This window comes from Terrimonas sp., assembly GCF_003075435.1.
Taxonomy (GTDB): Bacteria; Bacteroidota; Bacteroidia; order Chitinophagales; family Chitinophagaceae; genus Agriterribacter.
Genome location: NZ_QCZJ01000025.1, coordinates 55,843 through 73,349 on the forward strand (window position 1 = coordinate 55,843; position 17,507 = coordinate 73,349).

General features: G+C 38.2%; 20 protein-coding genes. 15 read left to right on the forward strand and 5 right to left on the reverse strand.

What is annotated here, in order from left to right:
* Window positions 1-6 precede the first annotated feature (6 nt).
* On the forward strand, window positions 7-822 hold the full coding sequence (gene ispE / locus DC498_RS20880) for a 4-(cytidine 5'-diphospho)-2-C-methyl-D-erythritol kinase (protein ID WP_240628065.1): 816 nt from the start codon (window positions 7-9) through the stop codon (window positions 820-822).
* Between the two features lie 183 nt (window positions 823-1,005).
* Complete coding sequence (gene rocD / locus DC498_RS20885) at window positions 1,006-2,241, forward strand: ornithine--oxo-acid transaminase (RefSeq protein ID WP_116876109.1); 1,236 nt, start codon at window positions 1,006-1,008, stop codon at window positions 2,239-2,241.
* A gap of 226 nt (window positions 2,242-2,467) precedes the next feature.
* Here rocD and lhgO read toward each other — a convergent pair whose 3' ends face one another.
* Together lhgO and DC498_RS20895 are read right to left on the reverse strand one after the other, a co-directional pair.
* Entirely contained in the window at window positions 2,468-3,688 is a 1,221-nt protein-coding gene (gene lhgO, locus DC498_RS20890) for an L-2-hydroxyglutarate oxidase (protein ID WP_116876110.1), read from the reverse strand.
* 149 nt (window positions 3,689-3,837) lie between these two features.
* Window positions 3,838-4,674 carry a hypothetical protein gene (locus tag DC498_RS20895; protein ID WP_116876111.1) on the reverse strand — a complete coding sequence of 279 codons (837 nt, stop codon included), beginning with the start codon at window positions 4,672-4,674 and terminating at the stop codon, window positions 3,838-3,840.
* Between the two features lie 265 nt (window positions 4,675-4,939).
* Here DC498_RS20895 and DC498_RS20900 point away from each other — a divergent pair, with 265 nt between their 5' ends.
* The 9 genes from DC498_RS20900 to yihA all read left to right on the forward strand — a co-directional run bounded on the left by DC498_RS20900 (window position 4,940) and on the right by yihA (window position 12,144).
* Window positions 4,940-6,301, forward strand: coding sequence for a pyridoxal-phosphate dependent enzyme (locus tag DC498_RS20900; protein ID WP_116876112.1), 1,362 nt, complete (start codon window positions 4,940-4,942; stop codon window positions 6,299-6,301).
* 731 nt (window positions 6,302-7,032) lie between these two features.
* Entirely contained in the window at window positions 7,033-7,968 is a 936-nt protein-coding gene (gene accD / locus DC498_RS20905; RefSeq protein ID WP_240628066.1) for an acetyl-CoA carboxylase, carboxyltransferase subunit beta, read from the forward strand.
* A 20-nt stretch (window positions 7,969-7,988) separates the two neighbouring features.
* Complete coding sequence (gene smpB / locus DC498_RS20910; RefSeq protein ID WP_116876114.1) at window positions 7,989-8,426, forward strand: SsrA-binding protein SmpB; 438 nt, start codon at window positions 7,989-7,991, stop codon at window positions 8,424-8,426.
* 96 nt (window positions 8,427-8,522) lie between these two features.
* Window positions 8,523-9,473 carry a hypothetical protein gene (locus DC498_RS20915; protein ID WP_116876115.1) on the forward strand — a complete coding sequence of 317 codons (951 nt, stop codon included), beginning with the start codon at window positions 8,523-8,525 and terminating at the stop codon, window positions 9,471-9,473.
* A 232-nt stretch (window positions 9,474-9,705) separates the two neighbouring features.
* Window positions 9,706-9,885 carry an antitoxin VbhA family protein gene (locus DC498_RS20920; RefSeq protein ID WP_206197714.1) on the forward strand — a complete coding sequence of 60 codons (180 nt, stop codon included), beginning with the start codon at window positions 9,706-9,708 and terminating at the stop codon, window positions 9,883-9,885.
* Window positions 9,878-10,486, forward strand: coding sequence for a Fic/DOC family protein (locus DC498_RS20925; RefSeq protein WP_116876117.1), 609 nt, complete (start codon window positions 9,878-9,880; stop codon window positions 10,484-10,486). Before DC498_RS20920 ends, DC498_RS20925 begins: the two co-directional genes overlap by 8 nt.
* A 145-nt stretch (window positions 10,487-10,631) precedes the next feature.
* Window positions 10,632-11,093: a hypothetical protein gene (locus tag DC498_RS20930; RefSeq protein WP_116876118.1), complete on the forward strand. Its 462-nt coding sequence runs from the start codon at window positions 10,632-10,634 to the stop codon at window positions 11,091-11,093.
* Window positions 11,077-11,376, forward strand: coding sequence for a hypothetical protein (locus DC498_RS20935; protein ID WP_116876119.1), 300 nt, complete (start codon window positions 11,077-11,079; stop codon window positions 11,374-11,376). Before DC498_RS20930 ends, DC498_RS20935 begins: the two co-directional genes overlap by 17 nt.
* 123 nt (window positions 11,377-11,499) lie before the next feature.
* Window positions 11,500-12,144, forward strand: coding sequence for a ribosome biogenesis GTP-binding protein YihA/YsxC (gene yihA / locus DC498_RS20940; protein WP_116876120.1), 645 nt, complete (start codon window positions 11,500-11,502; stop codon window positions 12,142-12,144).
* A gap of 59 nt (window positions 12,145-12,203) precedes the next feature.
* On the opposite strand, the gene DC498_RS20945 is transcribed toward yihA, so the two are convergent.
* Together DC498_RS20945 and DC498_RS20950 are read right to left on the reverse strand one after the other, a co-directional pair.
* Window positions 12,204-12,677, reverse strand: a complete 474-nt coding sequence (locus DC498_RS20945) for a ribonuclease H-like YkuK family protein (protein WP_116876121.1) — start codon at window positions 12,675-12,677, stop codon at window positions 12,204-12,206.
* A gap of 263 nt (window positions 12,678-12,940) precedes the next feature.
* Complete coding sequence (locus DC498_RS20950) at window positions 12,941-13,312, reverse strand: CoA-binding protein (protein WP_116876122.1); 372 nt, start codon at window positions 13,310-13,312, stop codon at window positions 12,941-12,943.
* A 137-nt stretch (window positions 13,313-13,449) separates the two neighbouring features.
* Between DC498_RS20950 and DC498_RS20955 the strand changes: the two genes are divergently transcribed.
* Window positions 13,450-14,013 carry a DUF6580 family putative transport protein gene (locus tag DC498_RS20955; protein WP_116876123.1) on the forward strand — a complete coding sequence of 188 codons (564 nt, stop codon included), beginning with the start codon at window positions 13,450-13,452 and terminating at the stop codon, window positions 14,011-14,013.
* A 102-nt stretch (window positions 14,014-14,115) separates the two neighbouring features.
* A complete protein-coding gene (locus DC498_RS20960) occupies window positions 14,116-14,469 on the forward strand; it encodes a YraN family protein (protein WP_116876124.1) in 354 nt (117 codons plus the stop codon).
* Here DC498_RS20960 and DC498_RS20965 read toward each other — a convergent pair.
* Window positions 14,447-14,965 carry a YkgJ family cysteine cluster protein gene (locus DC498_RS20965; protein ID WP_133176926.1) on the reverse strand — a complete coding sequence of 173 codons (519 nt, stop codon included), beginning with the start codon at window positions 14,963-14,965 and terminating at the stop codon, window positions 14,447-14,449. The genes DC498_RS20960 and DC498_RS20965 overlap by 23 nt on opposite strands.
* Window positions 14,966-15,066: 101 nt before the next feature.
* Between DC498_RS20965 and xerD the strand changes: the two genes are divergently transcribed.
* Both xerD and DC498_RS20975 read left to right on the forward strand, forming a co-directional pair.
* Complete coding sequence (xerD, locus tag DC498_RS20970; protein WP_116876126.1) at window positions 15,067-15,966, forward strand: site-specific tyrosine recombinase XerD; 900 nt, start codon at window positions 15,067-15,069, stop codon at window positions 15,964-15,966.
* A gap of 514 nt (window positions 15,967-16,480) precedes the next feature.
* Window positions 16,481-17,269: a hypothetical protein gene (locus DC498_RS20975; protein WP_116876127.1), complete on the forward strand. Its 789-nt coding sequence runs from the start codon at window positions 16,481-16,483 to the stop codon at window positions 17,267-17,269.
* Window positions 17,270-17,507 lie beyond the last annotated feature (238 nt).

Below are 17,507 nucleotides of genomic sequence, written 5' to 3' on the forward strand. Positions count from 1 at the left end.
GCTGTGGTGCTCTTTCCTAATTGTAAGATTAATATTGGGCTTAACATCACGTCAAAACGCAGCGATGGTTTTCATAATCTTGAAACCATTTTTTATCCTGTACAATGGACTGATGTGCTGGAAATAACCAGCAACCAGCCTGCTGTCTCACCGGCAATACATTTATCCGGGCTGGATATACAGGGAAATCCTGCAGAAAATATTTGCTTAAAGGCATATGATTTACTTAAAAAGGATTTTCCGCAATTACCTTCGGTAGATATTTACCTGCACAAAACCATTCCTTCCGGCGCAGGGCTTGGAGGCGGCTCTGCTGACGGCGCTTTTACCTTAAAGTTGCTGAATGTAAAATTTAACCTGGGGCTCACAGAAAAGCAATTGATAGAATACAGCCTGCACCTCGGCAGCGACTGCCCTTTTTTTATTTATAATAAGCCTTGCTTTGCAGGCGGCAGAGGAGAGGAAATGCAGCCGGTATCACTGGATTTATCAGCTTATACTATTATGCTTGTTAACCCGGGCATTCATGTGAATACAGGTTGGGCTTTTTCAAATATACGTCCTTTGCAACCGGTTAAGTCAGTAAGGTATATTATTGAGCAGTCTCCGGCTACGTGGAAACATGAAATGATCAATGATTTTGAAGCTCCTGTGCTTGCAAAATATCCTGAGATAGCCGGAATAAAGCAAAAAATGTATGAGCAGGGTGCGGTATATGCATCTATGTCTGGCAGTGGTTCAACCGTGTATGGCATATTTGCTTCAGATGCTGTTGCGCCAATAGAATGGCCAAAACACTATATGCAGCAGTTAACCAGATAAAACTTATCTTGCACCAAATTTATTTTTATAATACACGCTGGTTATATACTATCTTTTCTCGATCAGAATCTTGATTTCCTCAATCATTAATATCTGGTCTGATCATTATATACAGGTATCTTTTCGCGATACGTTTCCGGTTATTTTTATTGATTATTATTTCATTTCTGTAATTAACCTGCTATGCATTTAACAGATATTATTTCTGATAAAACCAATTATTATTTAGCGCTTGAAGAAAAATATGGTGCACATAATTATCATCCGTTGCCTGTAGTATTGCAAAAAGGCAAAGGCGTATATGTCTGGGATATCAATGAAAAAAAATATTATGATTTCCTGAGCGGTTATTCTGCTGTTAACCAGGGGCATTGTCATCCGCGTATAATTGATGCTTTGGTAAACCAGGCACAGAAACTAACACTTACATCAAGAGCTTTTTATAATAATCTGTTGGGCGAATATGAAGCATACATAACAGCATACTTTGGTTATAACAAAGTATTGCCCATGAATACAGGTGTAGAGGCGGTTGAAACAGCGTTAAAACTTTGCAGGCGATGGGGGTACGCAGTAAAAGGCATCCAGGAGAATAAGGCAAAGGTCATTGTTTGTGCAGGTAATTTTCATGGCAGAACTACGTCGGTAATATCTTTCAGTACCGATCCTTCATCAACCAAACAATTCGGTCCGTTTACACCAGGTTTTTCGGTTATTCCTTACAATGATATTGCCGCGTTGGAAGAGGCTTTAAGCGATAAAAATATTGCAGGCTTTCTGGTAGAACCTATACAGGGCGAGGCAGGAGTTGAAGTGCCGCAGGAAGCATACCTGGCAAAAGCAAAAGCGTTATGCAAAAAAAACGATGTGTTGTTTATAGCAGATGAAATACAAACCGGCTTATGCCGTACCGGTAAAATATTATGTTGTGATCATGAAAATGTAAGACCAGATATATTGATCCTGGGCAAGGCATTGAGCGGGGGCACATTACCAGTAAGCGCTGTACTGGCAGATGATGAAATTATGTTAACGATAAGACCCGGGGAACATGGTTCAACATACGGAGGTAATCCGCTTGCCAGTGCTGTGGCGATAGAGTCGTTGAAAGTACTTAAAGATGAAGGCATGGCGGAGAATGCGGAGCGTATGGGGGCATTGTTAAGAAAAGAATTACAAAAAATTGATTCTCCATATATCAGCATTATCCGTGGTAAGGGGTTATTAAATGCGATTGTTATAAAACATAATGATGAAAACGCCGCATGGAAACTATGTCTGGAGCTGATGAAAAATGGCTTGCTGGCAAAACCAACCCACGGTGATAAAATAAGATTTGCCCCCCCTTTAATTATTACTGAAGAGCAGGTGCTGGAATGTGCTGGTATAATTGAAAAGAGTTTGCGTGTATTGGATTAGATGATGGGAGAAGCTGGTGGTTAAGGGTTGTGATTGCTCATTCAGTGTCATTTCCTTAATGAGAAAGAGATGAAATTTGTTGATGGGCTAGACTCGATGTATCTAAAAAAACATACCGCTGCCATGCCTTGCATTCCAGCATTGAATAGTGGAAAAACAGCGTGCAATGTAAGATGTGAAACGATGCGGGGTTGTGAATCTGAAACCTGTAATCTATCTTAACTCATTACCCCAGGTTAAACTGTTTGGTTGCCATTTCTTCTACTGCTTTTCCAATAGCCAACGCTGCGGTAGCGGCAGGGGAGGGGGCATTCAATACATGAATAGCGTTGTCTTTAGCTTCTATTTTAAAATCATCAATCATACTTCCCTCCTTTGAAAGTGCCATGGCACGCACGCCGGCACGGGCTGGTACAATATCATCAGATTCAAGTGAAGGAATTAATTTCTGTAATCTTTTAAGAAAATAAGATTTTGAAAAAGCGCCGCGGTATTCATCCAGGCCAAAGCGCCAGTGTTTGCCAAAAAACTTCCAGGTGCCGCCATAAGAAAAAGCCTCGGCAGTATCTTTTAAGCTAAAAGCAGTTTTGTTATATCCTTCTCTCTTAAAAACAAATACGGCATTTGGTCCGCACTCAACGCCACCTTTTATCATCCTGGTAAAGTGAACGCCAAGAAAAGGAAATTGCGGATTAGGTACAGGATATATAAGGTTGCGGACTTTGGTTCTTCCTTTTTCACTCAGGTCATAATAATCACCACGAAAACCCACAATAGCGCTGTCTGTTCCCGTACCTTCTTTTTTTGCTATGCGATCACTTTGTAAACCTGCACAGGCAATAATATATTTTGCTTCAAAGTTTTGTTGATTGGTTTTGATGATGGTTTTTTCTCCATCCTTTACAAAATCTCTCGCTTCTGTATTCAGAAATACTTTGCTTCCCTCAAATTTTTGTTCAAGTAGTTCAGTCAATTTTTCCGTAAATCCAACAAAATCTATGATGCCTGTACATCCCACCCAAATACCGCTGATACCTTCACAATAAGGTTCTATTTCTTTAATCTCTTCAGCAGTGATCATTCTTATATCTTCCACACCATTGGCGATACCATTGTTGTATACCTTATTCATGTGCGCCAGCTCACTTTCTTCTGTGGCTACAATTACTTTTCCGCAGATATCATGCGCAATGCCATGCTCTTTTGCAAACGCCACAATTTCTCTTCTTCCTTCCACGCAATTTTTAGCCTTATACGATCCGGGTTTATAATAGATGCCAGAGTGGATTACACCTGAATTATGGCCGGTTTGGTGAGCGGAAACACGACTTTCTTTTTCAAGTACCGCTATTTTTAATGAGGGATACCTGCTGTTTAATTTATATGCAGTAGCCAATCCTACACAACCACCACCAATCACAATAATATCGAACGAATTGTTGTCCATGAATTTTTAGATTATAATCATGGCGCAAGATAGTTGAGAATGTTTGAGGTAACAAAAACCAGCTGCTTTTTTGATATAGTAATGATGGAGTGATACAATAGAGCCGGGCAATATTTTGCCCGGCTCAGGTATATTCTTTCGATGTTGTATCAGAATGGTAAAGTAACCGGGAAGGAAAGGGGACCAATAATTAATGTTCCTATATTATCGCAAGTGCCGTCTCCATAATCAAGTGTAGCAGTAGCATTATTTGTTTTTAAATCAATTTTTCCTGAAGTAATGTTATTGCAGGCAATTTCCTTTATAAGAGGAGATGTAATTGTACCCTCAATATCTCCTAAAGATGAAGTGCTTGCAATATATCCTGTTATAGAATAAACATCATCACCAAATACCAAAGGTGTGGAAGACCCGGCAGTTTGTGTATAGTTCTGTGTCCCTTTTAAATGAAATACGGTGCCGTTAGGGAAAGTAACTATGCCGTCAATAATATCAATCTTAAACTCTGTAGCAGATACTGTAGTGATTTTATAATCTCCCTCTATCTTATAGCCGTTTACATAAAAACCGTTGAATACAGGAACTATTTCGGTACCGGGTATAGCTATCCATTGATTTAATGTAAAGCTCACTGATCCTTTACCGGTATACCCCCTTAAAGTGCAACCGGTTCCGAAATCAACTACTACTTCTTTTGGAAAATCCACAAAGCCACCGGGTGTAGCGGTTACTGTAGCGCAACCATATTTTCTGTCAGCAGTTGCTTTTTCGCTTTCAGACTCCGGTGCGCCGGTTACAAACATAATATCCAGGGCAGTATTTAATACAGCATATGCAGTAACGGATGCTGAAGCAGCCGCAACAGTTTCTTTGTTTTGTGCATCTGAAGATGCTGTTTTTTTAGCTTCTTTTTTACAGGATGCAATTAATACTAATAATGCAAATGCTGCACTTAATGCACGGGAAGTAGAAGATGCAAAAATCATATAAGATTTTATTTGTGGTTAAAAAATAATAAGACTATATCAATATGATAGTCAGTTGTGATACATCTTTTTCCGGGGGAGTTAAGAAGAAGGCAAAATAAAACCTGTTATCTGCAGGATATAATAGACAAGTTAAACAGCTGATTAGTTATTTAGCAATAATCATGCCTTGAAGGGGAGAAGGCGGAAGGTGGACCGCTTATACCCTCCACCTTGTACCTTCTACCTCTTAAATCGTATCTTTAGATACACAAAGTTTACAGGCATGGATATAAAAAACAATATACTCGAAACAATAGGCAACACCCCGTTAATAAAGTTGAATAAAATCACCAAAGAGCTGCCATGCACTGTTGCTGCAAAGGTTGACTATTTTAACCCGGGTAATTCTATTAAAGACAGGATGGCAATTAAAATGGTTGAAGTTGCCGAGCAGGAGGGTAAATTAAAACCGGGCGGAACAATTATTGAATGCACTTCGGGAAATACAGGTATGGGACTTGCGCTTGCGGCGTCGGTTAAGGGCTATAAATGTATATTTACTTCAACAGATAAACAGTCGAAAGAAAAATTTGATATCCTTAAAGCTTTAGGTGCGGAAGTAATTGTATGCCCTACAAATGTTGAACCTGATGATCCTAAAAGTTATTATTCTGTTGCTAAAAGACTGGCAAAAGAAATACCTGATGCGTTCCTTTGTAATCAATATGATAATCTTGCTAACCGGTTAGCGCACTATGAAACTACCGGTCCTGAAATCTGGGAGCAGACTGATGGAAAAATCACCCATCTTGTTTCAACAGCGGGAACAGGCGGCACAGTTACTGGTACGGCAATGTTCCTTAAAGAGAAAAATCCGGATATCCAGGTTTGGGCGATAGATGTGTATGGTTCCCTGCTCACAAAGTTTTTCAGAACAGGAGAACTGGATATGAATGAGGTACACCCTTATATATCTGAAGGGTTTGGAGAAGATTTTGTGCCTCAGAATTATGATATGAGCGTGATAGATCATTTTGAGCAGGTAACAGATAAGGATGGTGCAATTATGGCCAGAAGGTTAGCCAAAGAAGAGGGGATTTTTTGCGGGTACAGTGCGGGCAGTTGTTTGCAGGGATTAATGCAGCTGAGGAGCAAGTTAAAAAAGGGTGACCTGGTAGTATGCATTTTCCATGATCATGGAAGCAGGTATGTGGGCAAAATATATAATGACCAATGGATGATGGAACGTGGATTTATGGATGTGAAAACATTTAAAGATGTTATTTCAACAAGGGGAGAAAAGCCATTGGTAACGGTGCAGCCACGAGAAACGGTTGCTAAGGCTTTTGAGTTAATGAAAAAATATGATATAGAGAACATACCTGTAATGGATAATGAAAACCAGGTGGGCTCCATCTCGCAAATTGGGTTATATAACAATATATTTGATAGTCCGGCTATAAAAGGCGAAGCTGTAAGTACCATTATGGGTGCTCCATATCCTGTTGTTGCTTTTGATACGCCGGTAGAACGATTGGTTAAACTTATTAACAAAGAGAATGGTGCCATACTGGGTAAAGATGAAAGTGGTAAAATGCACATTATCACCAAGTACGATATTATTGAATCGATGGCTAAACTTTAAAGAGAGCTCCTTTCTTGTGGTTTTTAGTTCTACAACTATTTTTAGGTTAACAGTTTGATTAATATATGATAACATAAATTTTATAATATCTATACCGGCATTTAAACAGTAAATTTTCTATTATGTTCACAAGTAATATTACGAGTGTTAATAAAGTCTTAATACGAAGCAAATTATAGAAAAAAAAGTTGCAAAAATGGGGGAAACCTCTATTGGATGGTGGATAACTGGTGAGTATCTTTGGATAGAAGTTGATTGATGAGGAAAACTACACCTCAACCATCCAAGATCCAAAAACCGTCCTAAAATAATTGAGTCCAAATCCTTTGAAAAGGGTAGATAAAATCCAATATCAATCAACTTTCTCTTAAGCGTATTTAGCCATTAAGCCATATATCCGGTAATTTCCATATCCTGAAAAACATACAGCATCCAATAATCTTTCTGAAAAATCAGCCCCCGTGAAAAAATCCAATTAACCTGAATGAGGAACTGATCAACCTTGGACAACGAGTTTTGTATGAGGTCCCTAAAGTCCAATCCTTAGAACATCTATTCTTAGAGGCTCTAACAAAAAGAAATGAAGGCTGTCTCACCCGGGGCAGCCTGTTTTTATAATATTTATTGCCGTTTAATTTCTGCCTATATTTGTTGCCCAATTGTAACAGGCTCATATAAATTATTGAAAATGACGGGCCTATTTTTGTTAGTATAAAGTAAATTCATTAATCTTGAATTCCAACTTAAGCGCTACAATGCAACACGAAGAAGATTTTGACGCAAATTTAGCTGGTGAAGATAAAAGTAGTGAGGAAGCCAAAAGCAGATGGTTTAAACGGATAAAAAAAGGTATAACTACTTCCACAGCAGAAAAAAAGGAAGCTCCGGACGGCTTGTGGATGAAATGTCCTAACTGTAAATATACCTGCACTGTACTCGAATTAAAGGAGAATCTTTTTGTTTGTCCAAAGTGTAATTATCATCACCGTATCGGCAGCCATGAATATTTTAATATTCTTTTTGACAACCAGGAGTACGAAGAATTGTTTGATAATGTACGGTCAGTAGATTTCCTGCAATTTAAAGATCTTAAGCCTTATAATAAAAGGCTTGAAGAGGCCTATTCAAAAACAGGGCTCAATGACTCCCTTTCTGTTGGAGCAGGTAAATTACATGGTCACGACCTGGTTATATGCTGTTCCGACTTTAATTTTATCGGCGGCTCATTAGGCAGTGTGATGGGAGAAAAAATTGCTAAGGCGGTCGACTATGCGATTGAGCATCAATCTCCTTTGATGATCATAAGTAAAAGTGGTGGAGCAAGAATGATGGAAAGTGCTTTTTCTCTTATGCAGTTAGCTAAAACATCCGGTAAGCTGTCTCAGCTTTCGGATGCCAAACTTCCCTATATATCCCTCTGTACAGATCCAACTTATGGTGGAACAACCGCTTCTTTTGCTATGCTGGGTGATGTTAATATTGCAGAGCCCGGGGCAATGATAGGATTTGCCGGACCGAGAGTAATTAAAGAAACCATTAAAAAAGATCTTCCTGCCGGTTTTCAAAGCTCTGAATTCTTAATGGATCATGGGTTCCTCGATTGTATAGTGGACCGCAAAGAACTTAAAGATAAGCTGGCTGCATTGCTTACGCTTTTTAAATCATAGCCTGCTTTCCGTATTAATGTATGTCTATCAAAAATCGTTCTGCATTTTTTGAGTATTATATTGAAGACAAATATGTCGCCGGGCTTGTATTAACCGGCACAGAGGTTAAATCCATACGGGAAGGTAAAGCAAGTTTTAACGACAGCTATTGCTATTTTCATAAAGGGGAGCTTTGGATAAAAAGCCTGCATATTTCAGAATATAGTCATGGTACATATAATAACCACGACCCTTTACGTGAAAGAAAGCTGTTGCTGAGCAGAAAAGAGCTGAATAAGCTGGAAGGAAAAATAAAGGAGAAAGGATTTACGATTGTGCCTTTAGCACTTTTTTTTACAGAAAAAGGTTTGGTAAAACTGGAGATAGGATTAGGGAAGGGAAAGAAAACACATGACAAAAGAGAAACCATAAAAGCGAGGGACTCGGAACGGGAAATAAAGCGGAAATATGGCGTATAGAGTTATTTAAACGTCGTAAACAATTTATTTACAATAGTTTTAGAAATCCTTCGTTAGATTGTATCCAATATTAATCATTATTCCCAATTAAGACGCATGAGGGTAATAATCATCTTGATTTTTTTAGCATCCTTTTTAAATGGCTTTAGCCAGGGTATAAAAGGTAGTTGGTATGGAAGTGCTGATATTTTGCTTGGCGGCTCTCACAATAACTATCTTGTTGAATTAGATCTTAAGCAGGAAGGCAATGATGTAAAAGGCGTAATAAGCTATTACTTTAAACAAAGCTTTCAGAGCTTTTACGTAAAAGGCACTTATAACGCCGGCAAAAGAGAGATAACCATTAAAAATATTCCTATTACTTATTTCCGCGCCTCTGCCAGTAACGGTGTTGAATGTATTATGGATTTAAAAGCGATCGTTACTGCCTCAAGGGTGAGCACCAATATTAAAGGTGTTTTTACCACGCAGGGCAAATACAAATATACCTGCCCTGATATTGCTTTCGATTTTGTATATGGCGAACAATTAAATACAGACAGCCTTATTGATAAGTTTTCACCCATAACCAAAATGTGGAAACCTACAGAAGAAGATGTTGTAGTAAATCCCCAGGAAGACAGAACGCCTGACTCCGTAGACCTGAAAGTGAAAGAGCCTACTTTTGAACAGCTTGAGGCAAAAAAAATTCAGGTAGAGTTTAATAAGCGTGCTGAAGTTGTAACGAAAGAATTGCTGGTAGATTCAGATTCACTCCGGCTTACCTTTTACGACAATGGTATAGTAGATGGCGATAGCATTTCTGTATTTTACAATAAAGAACCGATATCTACACATCAGTCCTTAACCGAACGTGGTATTATATACTATGTGGTTTTGGATCCTTCCAAACCTTATAACGAAATAAGCATGTTTGCGGAAAACCTGGGTACTATAGCGCCCAATACCGCGCTTATGGTTATTACCGATGGTATTAACAGGTACGAGGTGTTTCTGTCGAGCAGTTTATCGCAAAACTCTACGGTAAGGATACGAAGAAGGAGGTAGCTGTTTGGCTGTCAGCAATCAGCTTTCAGCTATAAGGTACAGCTTTTAAATTTATACCATACTACTTATCACTTACCATTTATGTCTTATCACTTCATTGGTATGAAGATCATAATCGTAACAAACCAATTCCGGGTAAAGTAAAATTGAAAAACATTGTATCTTTATAGTATATTCTTCTCTTAAAGAAATGTATAGAGCAATAGCCATAGACCGCAAAAATCTCACTCTTATGGGCGTACAGTTTCCCGACCTTAAAACATTGGAAAGTACTGCAAATGCTATTGGGACAAATATGTTTGAAGGTTTTGAGCCGACATTCAAAAGTATTGAGCTTATTCGGGATTATGTACTTGAAAAAATCACTTTTGCAGAGTTCATTAAGTTTGCGAAGGAAAAAGCCTATGTCTGATTCTTACAAATACATTGACCCCGACTATATCTATACCGACCCCAAAACAGGCGTACTTCGCAATTTAGCAGGCATTACAGATGAAGATATTTTGCTTTTTGCAGAAAGTGGAGCGGTTGCAAAAAGAGTACAAGAACTTTACGGAAACCCCATTAAAATCAAAGGCCCTGATTCATTGCTTACTATTCATTACCATTTGTTTCAGGATATTTACGCCTGGGCAGGAAAAGTAAGAACAGTAAATATCAGCAAAAACGGAAAGCCATTTTTTAACGGAGAACGTTTTAATATCGCTTTTCAGTATATAGACAATCTTGTTGAAGAATATAGAGCCATTCGCAAAACCAATCAACAGGAATTGGCGCAAAAGCTGGCTGAAATTTTGGACAATGTAAATTATTTGCACCCGTTCAGAGAAGGTAACGGACGAACACAACGGGAATTTATACGTTTGCTTGCGTTGGAGAAAGGATTGAAACTTAACCTGAACCCGCCTGATAACGCAGATGTTTACGAACGTTATATGCAGGGAACAATAAACAGCGATGTAAAAATGCTCACAGACCTGATATTTGACCTGATTAGCAAACGAAAAAAATAAGAACCATTATCCATCGTAATGTGCCCCCTCCATTTGCCTTTAAAACACAAAACAGTAGAATGGTAAATAATTGCGTTAATGCAATTTATGCTTGAGATGTTTGCGTAATTTTGTAGCATATATTATAATTGTTGCCTGCAAACTTATGACGAAGCGTAAACCTATACTTACTTTTATTATCTACATTATACTTGGACTTATTTCAGAGAGTATAATATTCTTCCTTTTTCCTTTTACTGGTTTAGGTGGAATTATTTGTTACCCTTTATGCATTGCTCTATCAATTGCTTTTGGTTGGACACTTTTCAAAATGACAAAAAAAGAGGTTGCAAAGGGTTATATTTTCCTTTCATTTTTATGCTTCTTGACAGTACAATCATATCTTGAATTAAAAATTCACCCTCAAGATTTTGGCGGCTCACCAATTTCACAGATTGGCAATTTCAAGAAAGCATTAGCAAACTATGATAAGATAAAGTTTGAAGACTTTGGTAATTTGACAAAAGCCGAAAAGGTCATTTATAATTTTAAATACAAGGATGGACAAGTTGCCAAAAAGTATTTCGACACTCTATATAGACAGAAACAATGTGACGAATGTTTATGATATATCAAATTTTGACAATGACAGTATTAGTTACGACAAAAATAAAATTGAGCTTTCTTATACAGACACGACAATAAAAATTACTGAAAACCCAAACTCAGTAAATCCTACAAAATCGGAAATTCCATTTAGGAACTTATTAAAACAAAAAGGTGGTGGTTATCTTGATAGAGAAAACTCGACATTCTATAGCGTAAATGAAAATGATTTTTCATTTAAGACAGGAATTGAAAGTGTTTTTTATACCTATCTAAAAATGACAAAGAAAGCCAGCAGGCAATAAGGGGGTTGCTGTCACCAACCAGCTTTTAAACTTATCGCTTACCACTTACCCCTTACCACTACCAGGCTGACTGCTGAAAGCCGATAGCCAAAACTTTCTCACCTTTCTCCACTATCTTGCGGCATGGTTATTACAAACGCAGCATATTTAATCAGCAGCCCTGATTATACAAAATGTCCTCCGCCAGACAGACCGGAATATGTATTTACCGGGCGGAGCAATGTAGGAAAGTCTTCCCTCATAAATATGCTCTGCAATAAACAAAAGCTTGCAAAAACTTCTGCATCACCGGGCAAAACCCAGATGATTAATCATTTTACTATAGAAAGTGTTTCCGGCAAAGAAAAAACGCAGTGGTATATTGTTGATCTGCCGGGGTATGGCTTTGCTAAAGTTTCGCAGCAGCAAAGAAAGCACTGGGAGAAAATGACAAAAGATTATCTGACCAAACGACCTAATATTATAAACGTTTTCGCGCTGATTGACAGCCGGCATTCACCCCAAAAATCAGATCTCGATTTTCTTAACCAGTTGGGTGAGTGGGGCATTCCCTTTGCTATTGTTTTTACAAAAACAGATAAATCAACCCAGCAGGATGTAAGCCACAATATCAAAGCCTTTTTAAATGCAATGAAAAAAACATGGCAGTTTCTGCCACAACATTTTACTACAAGCAGTATAAAGCAAACCGGCCGCGATAAAATTTTAGATGCTATAGATAACTGGAATGAAATTTTCAAAAACCAGGGAGAAATTTCAGAAGAATAGGGGAGACAAACCCTTTAGCGGTATGCCGATACCGCTTTTAAGAAGCAGGATGGCAGCTGTCAGTTTACTACTTTATTGGCGCAGCTGCTGCTGGCAAAAGCCTCTGGTTTTGCTTTAAATGCAAATCCCATTCCGAGTATATAACCCATCGCTTCGCGTAATGCTTCATTGCTTTTGAAGTGAGGATTAGTGTTGATGTCGGCATGCACTTCCATATCAACATCATACTGCGTAAACAGGTCGCACAATTCGTAAGCGATCTCAATACTTTTAGCAACTTCTACCAGCATTCTTTCTTTAATAGAATATTGCTTTTTTGTTTTTTCATTATGGATGAACATAAATCCACCATGACCTTCACGAAGAAATACAATTACAGTAGCAAATTCTGTTTCTGCTCCTTTAACCTGCGAATCTGTACCGATGCAAACTTTAAGGCGGTAGCCGTTTTGTTTTTCGCGGATGATAGCGCGTTTTACTTCTTCTTTGATAGGGAGCTGGAATCGTTCTCCATTAAATTTTCTCCATAACATATAAGAGGGGGTTTGTGTAATTTACATATTTTTTTTATTCCCCCGTTAATGTTTGAATATTATTGTTTTGTTATTATGAAGAATGCGGAAGGAGAAGGGTGTATGGAAAATAGAACCTGCAATACAATTATGTGGTTATACTTTTTTTGTTAGCTTACTATTGAACTTAGTCCGTCAAGTCTGTCTGTTCGTCATATTTTAATTCAGCAAAGGCAATTTCAATTGTGAATTTGTGAAGGCATGAAGGAGTGCTTCATGTTAAATCAATACTGTCCTGTTGCTAACAGCACAAGCGTACATGCCTGCATGGTAGGTATATTATTTTGTTCCGCAATTTTTTCCAGCTCTTCATTTTCTGCGCCAGGATTAAAAATGATCCGTTTCGGGTGCAGCGAAACAATATAATCGTAATACTGTTTTTGGTTTTGCGGATTGAGATACAGGGTTACCGTATCAATATCAGTAAGAGGCAAGGGTGCTTTATGTATCTGTACATCGCCTGCGTTTTCTTCTTTTTTGCCGATAGCCTCCACTTCATGCCCGGCATTGCGCAGGCGGTTCAGTGCAAGGTAGCTATACCGGGATGGGTTTGATGATGCCCCAAGTATCAATGTTTTTTTATTTGTGGTACTCATTTAATGGTAAAGGTAAGAAGGTTTCAAGTTGCAAGTTTCAGGTTTCGGGTTAGGGGTTTGTGGTTTAAGGTTTAATTAAATCTCAAATCAGCGAATAATATTTATTAATTACTTTTGTTCGGTCTAAAAGCACTAATATGAAACTCAGCAAAAACTTTGTATTCACTCTTATCGCTCTTGTTGTTGTTGCAGCTTTATACCGCGTAGTTCCTGGCAGACCTTTTGGATTTGCCCCGCAGATAGCTATGGCAATTTTTGCCGGCGCTGTAATAAAAGACAGGAAGACTGCTTTTGCCTTACCACTGATATCCATGTTCATATCAGATGCTTTTTATCAAATACTATATGTATCCGGCTTATCCATTATACCCGGGTTTTATGAAGGACAAGCCACCAATTATATTTTATTCACGCTGCTTACTGTTGTTGGCTTTCTTATAAAGAAGATCAATATAGTTAATGTAGCTATTGCATCTATAGCTGCGTCAACCATATATTTTTTAACATCAAATTTCATGGTTTGGTTAAGCGGTACCGGCGGTTATCAGCATCCTCAAACATTTAACGGATTGATGATGACTATTGCAGACGGCGTGCCTTTCTATAAGAACTCTATCTGGGGAACATTGTTTTTTTCTGTTGTTCTTTTCGGCGGTTACTATTTCTTTTTCTCCCGTTCGCCTAAAGCTGAAGAAGCATAGCCGGGTTTGTCAGATTATTACTAGTAAGAAGAGAGCAGGGTAGGTAGTGTTCACGTTTTTCATCTGTCGTTTCACCCTTCATAAAGAATATTTATTTATATTTTGGCTAACCACAACAACACCGGAAAAAAAGGAGAATTATTAGCTGCGGATTATTTAAAAGATAACGGATTTATTATTCTTCATACCAACTGGCGTTATTCTCATTACGAAATTGACATTATTGCTTCACGGGATAAGACCCTTCATTTTGTAGAAGTAAAAGCCAGGCGTTCAATAAAATTTGGATTACCGGAAGAAAGCGTGAGCAATAAGAAATTGCAAAACCTGGTTAATGCCGCGGAGGAATTTCTTTACCAATATCCAGAATGGAAAAGAGTGCAGTTTGATGTATTGGCTATCACGCTCAGCAGGCAGGAGGCTGAATATTTTTTTATTGAGGACGTTTATTTATAAGTACAAGATCTTTCATTTTTTCCACCATTTTATAGGTAGCCGGGCAATAGGCAATATTTTGTTTATGCACATGCATATAATCTGTCATTTTCTTTTTGGTAAGATGGGGAAAACCTGCGCAGTCATCAGGTCTTATGGGGTATATGCTGCATTTATTATCTTCTAAATTCAGAAACTGGCAGGGCTGCTTTTTATTCATCCAGTCATTATCCTTTTTATCATAATAAAGCCACTTATCTTTAAACTGCTGCACTGTCATATTGAAATGTGCTGATATGCGTTGCAGGTCTTTTGTATTAAAAGTAGGGCTCATGGTTTTGCAACAGTTGGCGCAACTTAGGCAATCCACTTCCGGCCAAACCTGCTTATCAGCTATCATGGCAAGCGCGTCAAGGTTTTTAGGCGGCTTATTTTCAAGCCTGGTAAGAAATGCCCTGAATCCTTTTTTGTTTTTATTTACCGCTGTTTTAAATGTGCGCAAGGTCAATTGCTGCATAATTGTATTTTGATCGCCCAAAATAAAGAATAAATACTTTAGCTTACAGCTTGTTGAATAAAAAAAGCTTAAGCTTATACCAGGAATTTTATTCTCGAAAAATGTGGGAGTCTTACAAAAATGGTTTTAGTGCCTACCTGCAACTGGAAAAATCGCTCAGCAATAATTCCATTGAAGCCTATATACGCGATATAGAAAAGCTAACTGGTTTTATGCAATTAAAAAGTATTCAAAAAAGTCCTGCAGAAATAACCTTGCAGGATCTGCAGCAGTTTATAAAATGGATTGCTGAATTGAATATGACAGCTTCATCGCAGGCACGTGTCATATCAGGGCTAAAAGCTTTTTACAAATATTGCCAAACAGAACAGATAACTGTAAAAGATCCAACCCTTTTACTGGAAGCGCCAAAATTGAAAAGGGCTTTGCCGGATACGTTGAGCTTTGAGGAAATAGAACTGATCATAGCCCAGGTTGATCAAAGCAAACCGGAAGGTGTAAGAAACAAGGCTTTGCTGGAAACCATGTACAGTTGTGGCTTAAGGGTTAGTGAAGCAGTAGAGCTGAAAATATCGCAATTATACCTGGATGTTGGCTTTGTGAGGGTGGTAGGTAAGGGCGATAAGGAGCGGTTAATACCCATAGGGCGGGATGCCATTAAGCATATTAATATATACAGGGAAACAGTGCGAAGCCATATGGTAATCAAAAAGGGAGAAGAAGATATCCTGTTTTTAAACCGGCGGGGCAGCCGTATGACACGGGTAATGATATTCCTGATTATCAAAGATTTGGTTAATAAAGCCCGCATTAAGAAGAATATCTCTCCCCATACTTTCCGTCATTCTTTTGCCACCCACCTGGTAGAAGGCGGGGCAGACCTCAGGGCGGTGCAGGAAATGCTTGGTCATGAAAGCATTACCACTACCGAAATTTATACGCACCTTAACCGGGAATATCTCCGTGACACACTTCAACGGTTTCATCCCGGCTTTAAATAGCACTTCTTCATAATTTCTTAACATAAAAACTCACAGGTGCAGGTAACAAAACAGCAAGTATGCCGTTATAAGGCAGCGATCATATAGAATCGAGATCTTTGAACAAAATTTTAAAAAACGATTGATAAAAGTTAAAGAGAATCAAAAATTTGGATGATATAGGCTAATTTTTAGAATTTTTCTAAAATATTGTTTCAAAAGCCTTTGTTGATTCCGCCAAATTCCGTACTTTTGCGGCGAAATTTGGTAACCCTGATTAAATCCTTGCTTGTCCGCGACTAAACCAGGTCTCACCGTCTTTATGGAGTTTTCTTCGGGCGTATAATTTAAAACTTCTCGTCAGGTCAATCCCACGATTGCTACATTTTAAAGGAAAATTTATTTAGTGAAAAATAAAATAAACCATTCATCAGTTTATATAACCAAACATAGTATTATGCATTGCATAGTAGTTGTTAAAAGATATATCTTTGTATGGTCAAACAGTTTAAATCAAATATTTAACAATAGGAATATGAAACAACAGAACGAAGTGAATTCTAAGGCAGGAACACTTAAAAGGAAAACCAGCATGATCAATTTGTATGGTAAAATCAGCAAAGCTGCCTCTATGTTGCTGATTGCGGTAACAGGATTCGGTATGATGTCTTTTACACAGGATGATACCTCAGTAAACAGCGTTGATACTAACCTAAACATAAACAACGAAACAGTTGTAGCAACAACAGCTATTGCAGCAGGCGATGCATGCTGCGGAGTAGCAGTTGCCAAACCAGGTGATGAGATTAAAAGTGCTTTTTATATCAGTTTACCAAATGCAAAAGCTTTTGTAAAGGCCGACAGGGAAGCGGCAAACAGGTTTTATTCTGAAGTAAATGCAAGAAGATCCTGGAGTATGGATATGACTGACGCTACTAAAAAAGCTGATGCTGAAATGAACTTCAATTTCAAGGTAAGCAGCATGAATCTTGCACCGGTTGCAGGGTTTAATGCAGATGCAGAAATGGTTAATAGTTTTACTGAAGATGTTGTGTTGAAATCATTAACAATTACTGCAAGCGCACAATCTGCCGACAATGAGATGATTGACAACTTTATTGCTGAGCACTTTTCAATAAAGCATGTTAAACCTTCTGCATTACTTATCGCTAAAGCAGATGCGGAAATGGTAAACGCTTTTGAAAAAGCTAACCTGCCTTTCATCAGCGTACCTTCTCAGATCGCAGCTAATAATGCCGACCTGGAAGTAATTCATCACTACCAGGTTGATATTAAAAACGCACAGACAGTCGCTACAAAATAATTAAGTGTTGATTTTTTGAGTTGGTTATGGTTTTGATTTTTAAAAAGCCGGCTACTGCCGGCTTTTTGATTTCCCGGCCCTAAAGGGCGGAGCAATTAATTGCTGACCACTTGTCTTGTCCTAGCATAAGTAGACAGATTTAAGAACAAAAAAATCTGTAATACCATGACAAGAGATGTCCAAACGGTGATCCGGTATAGTATTAGCTTTAAGCAAAAAGTAGTCAGAGAGTTAGAAG

Coding starts and splice junctions, on each gene's coding strand:
- DC498_RS20965 (WP_133176926.1), bottom strand. CDS start 14,965: ATGCAGCAATTGACCTTGCGCACATTTAAAACAGCGGTAAATAAAAAC.
- rocD (WP_116876109.1), top strand. CDS start 1,006: ATGCATTTAACAGATATTATTTCTGATAAAACCAATTATTATTTAGCG.
- lhgO (WP_116876110.1), bottom strand. CDS start 3,688: ATGGACAACAATTCGTTCGATATTATTGTGATTGGTGGTGGTTGTGTA.
- yihA (WP_116876120.1), top strand. CDS start 11,500: ATGGTTATTACAAACGCAGCATATTTAATCAGCAGCCCTGATTATACA.
- DC498_RS20900 (WP_116876112.1), top strand. CDS start 4,940: ATGGATATAAAAAACAATATACTCGAAACAATAGGCAACACCCCGTTA.
- smpB (WP_116876114.1), top strand. CDS start 7,989: ATGTCTATCAAAAATCGTTCTGCATTTTTTGAGTATTATATTGAAGAC.
- DC498_RS20975 (WP_116876127.1), top strand. CDS start 16,481: ATGAAACAACAGAACGAAGTGAATTCTAAGGCAGGAACACTTAAAAGG.
- DC498_RS20945 (WP_116876121.1), bottom strand. CDS start 12,677: ATGTTATGGAGAAAATTTAATGGAGAACGATTCCAGCTCCCTATCAAA.
- DC498_RS20955 (WP_116876123.1), top strand. CDS start 13,450: ATGAAACTCAGCAAAAACTTTGTATTCACTCTTATCGCTCTTGTTGTT.
- DC498_RS20920 (WP_206197714.1), top strand. CDS start 9,706: ATGGGCGTACAGTTTCCCGACCTTAAAACATTGGAAAGTACTGCAAAT.
- DC498_RS20950 (WP_116876122.1), bottom strand. CDS start 13,312: ATGAGTACCACAAATAAAAAAACATTGATACTTGGGGCATCATCAAAC.
- DC498_RS20925 (WP_116876117.1), top strand. CDS start 9,878: ATGTCTGATTCTTACAAATACATTGACCCCGACTATATCTATACCGAC.
- xerD (WP_116876126.1), top strand. CDS start 15,067: ATGTGGGAGTCTTACAAAAATGGTTTTAGTGCCTACCTGCAACTGGAA.
- DC498_RS20915 (WP_116876115.1), top strand. CDS start 8,523: ATGAGGGTAATAATCATCTTGATTTTTTTAGCATCCTTTTTAAATGGC.
- DC498_RS20895 (WP_116876111.1), bottom strand. CDS start 4,674: ATGATTTTTGCATCTTCTACTTCCCGTGCATTAAGTGCAGCATTTGCA.
- DC498_RS20930 (WP_116876118.1), top strand. CDS start 10,632: ATGACGAAGCGTAAACCTATACTTACTTTTATTATCTACATTATACTT.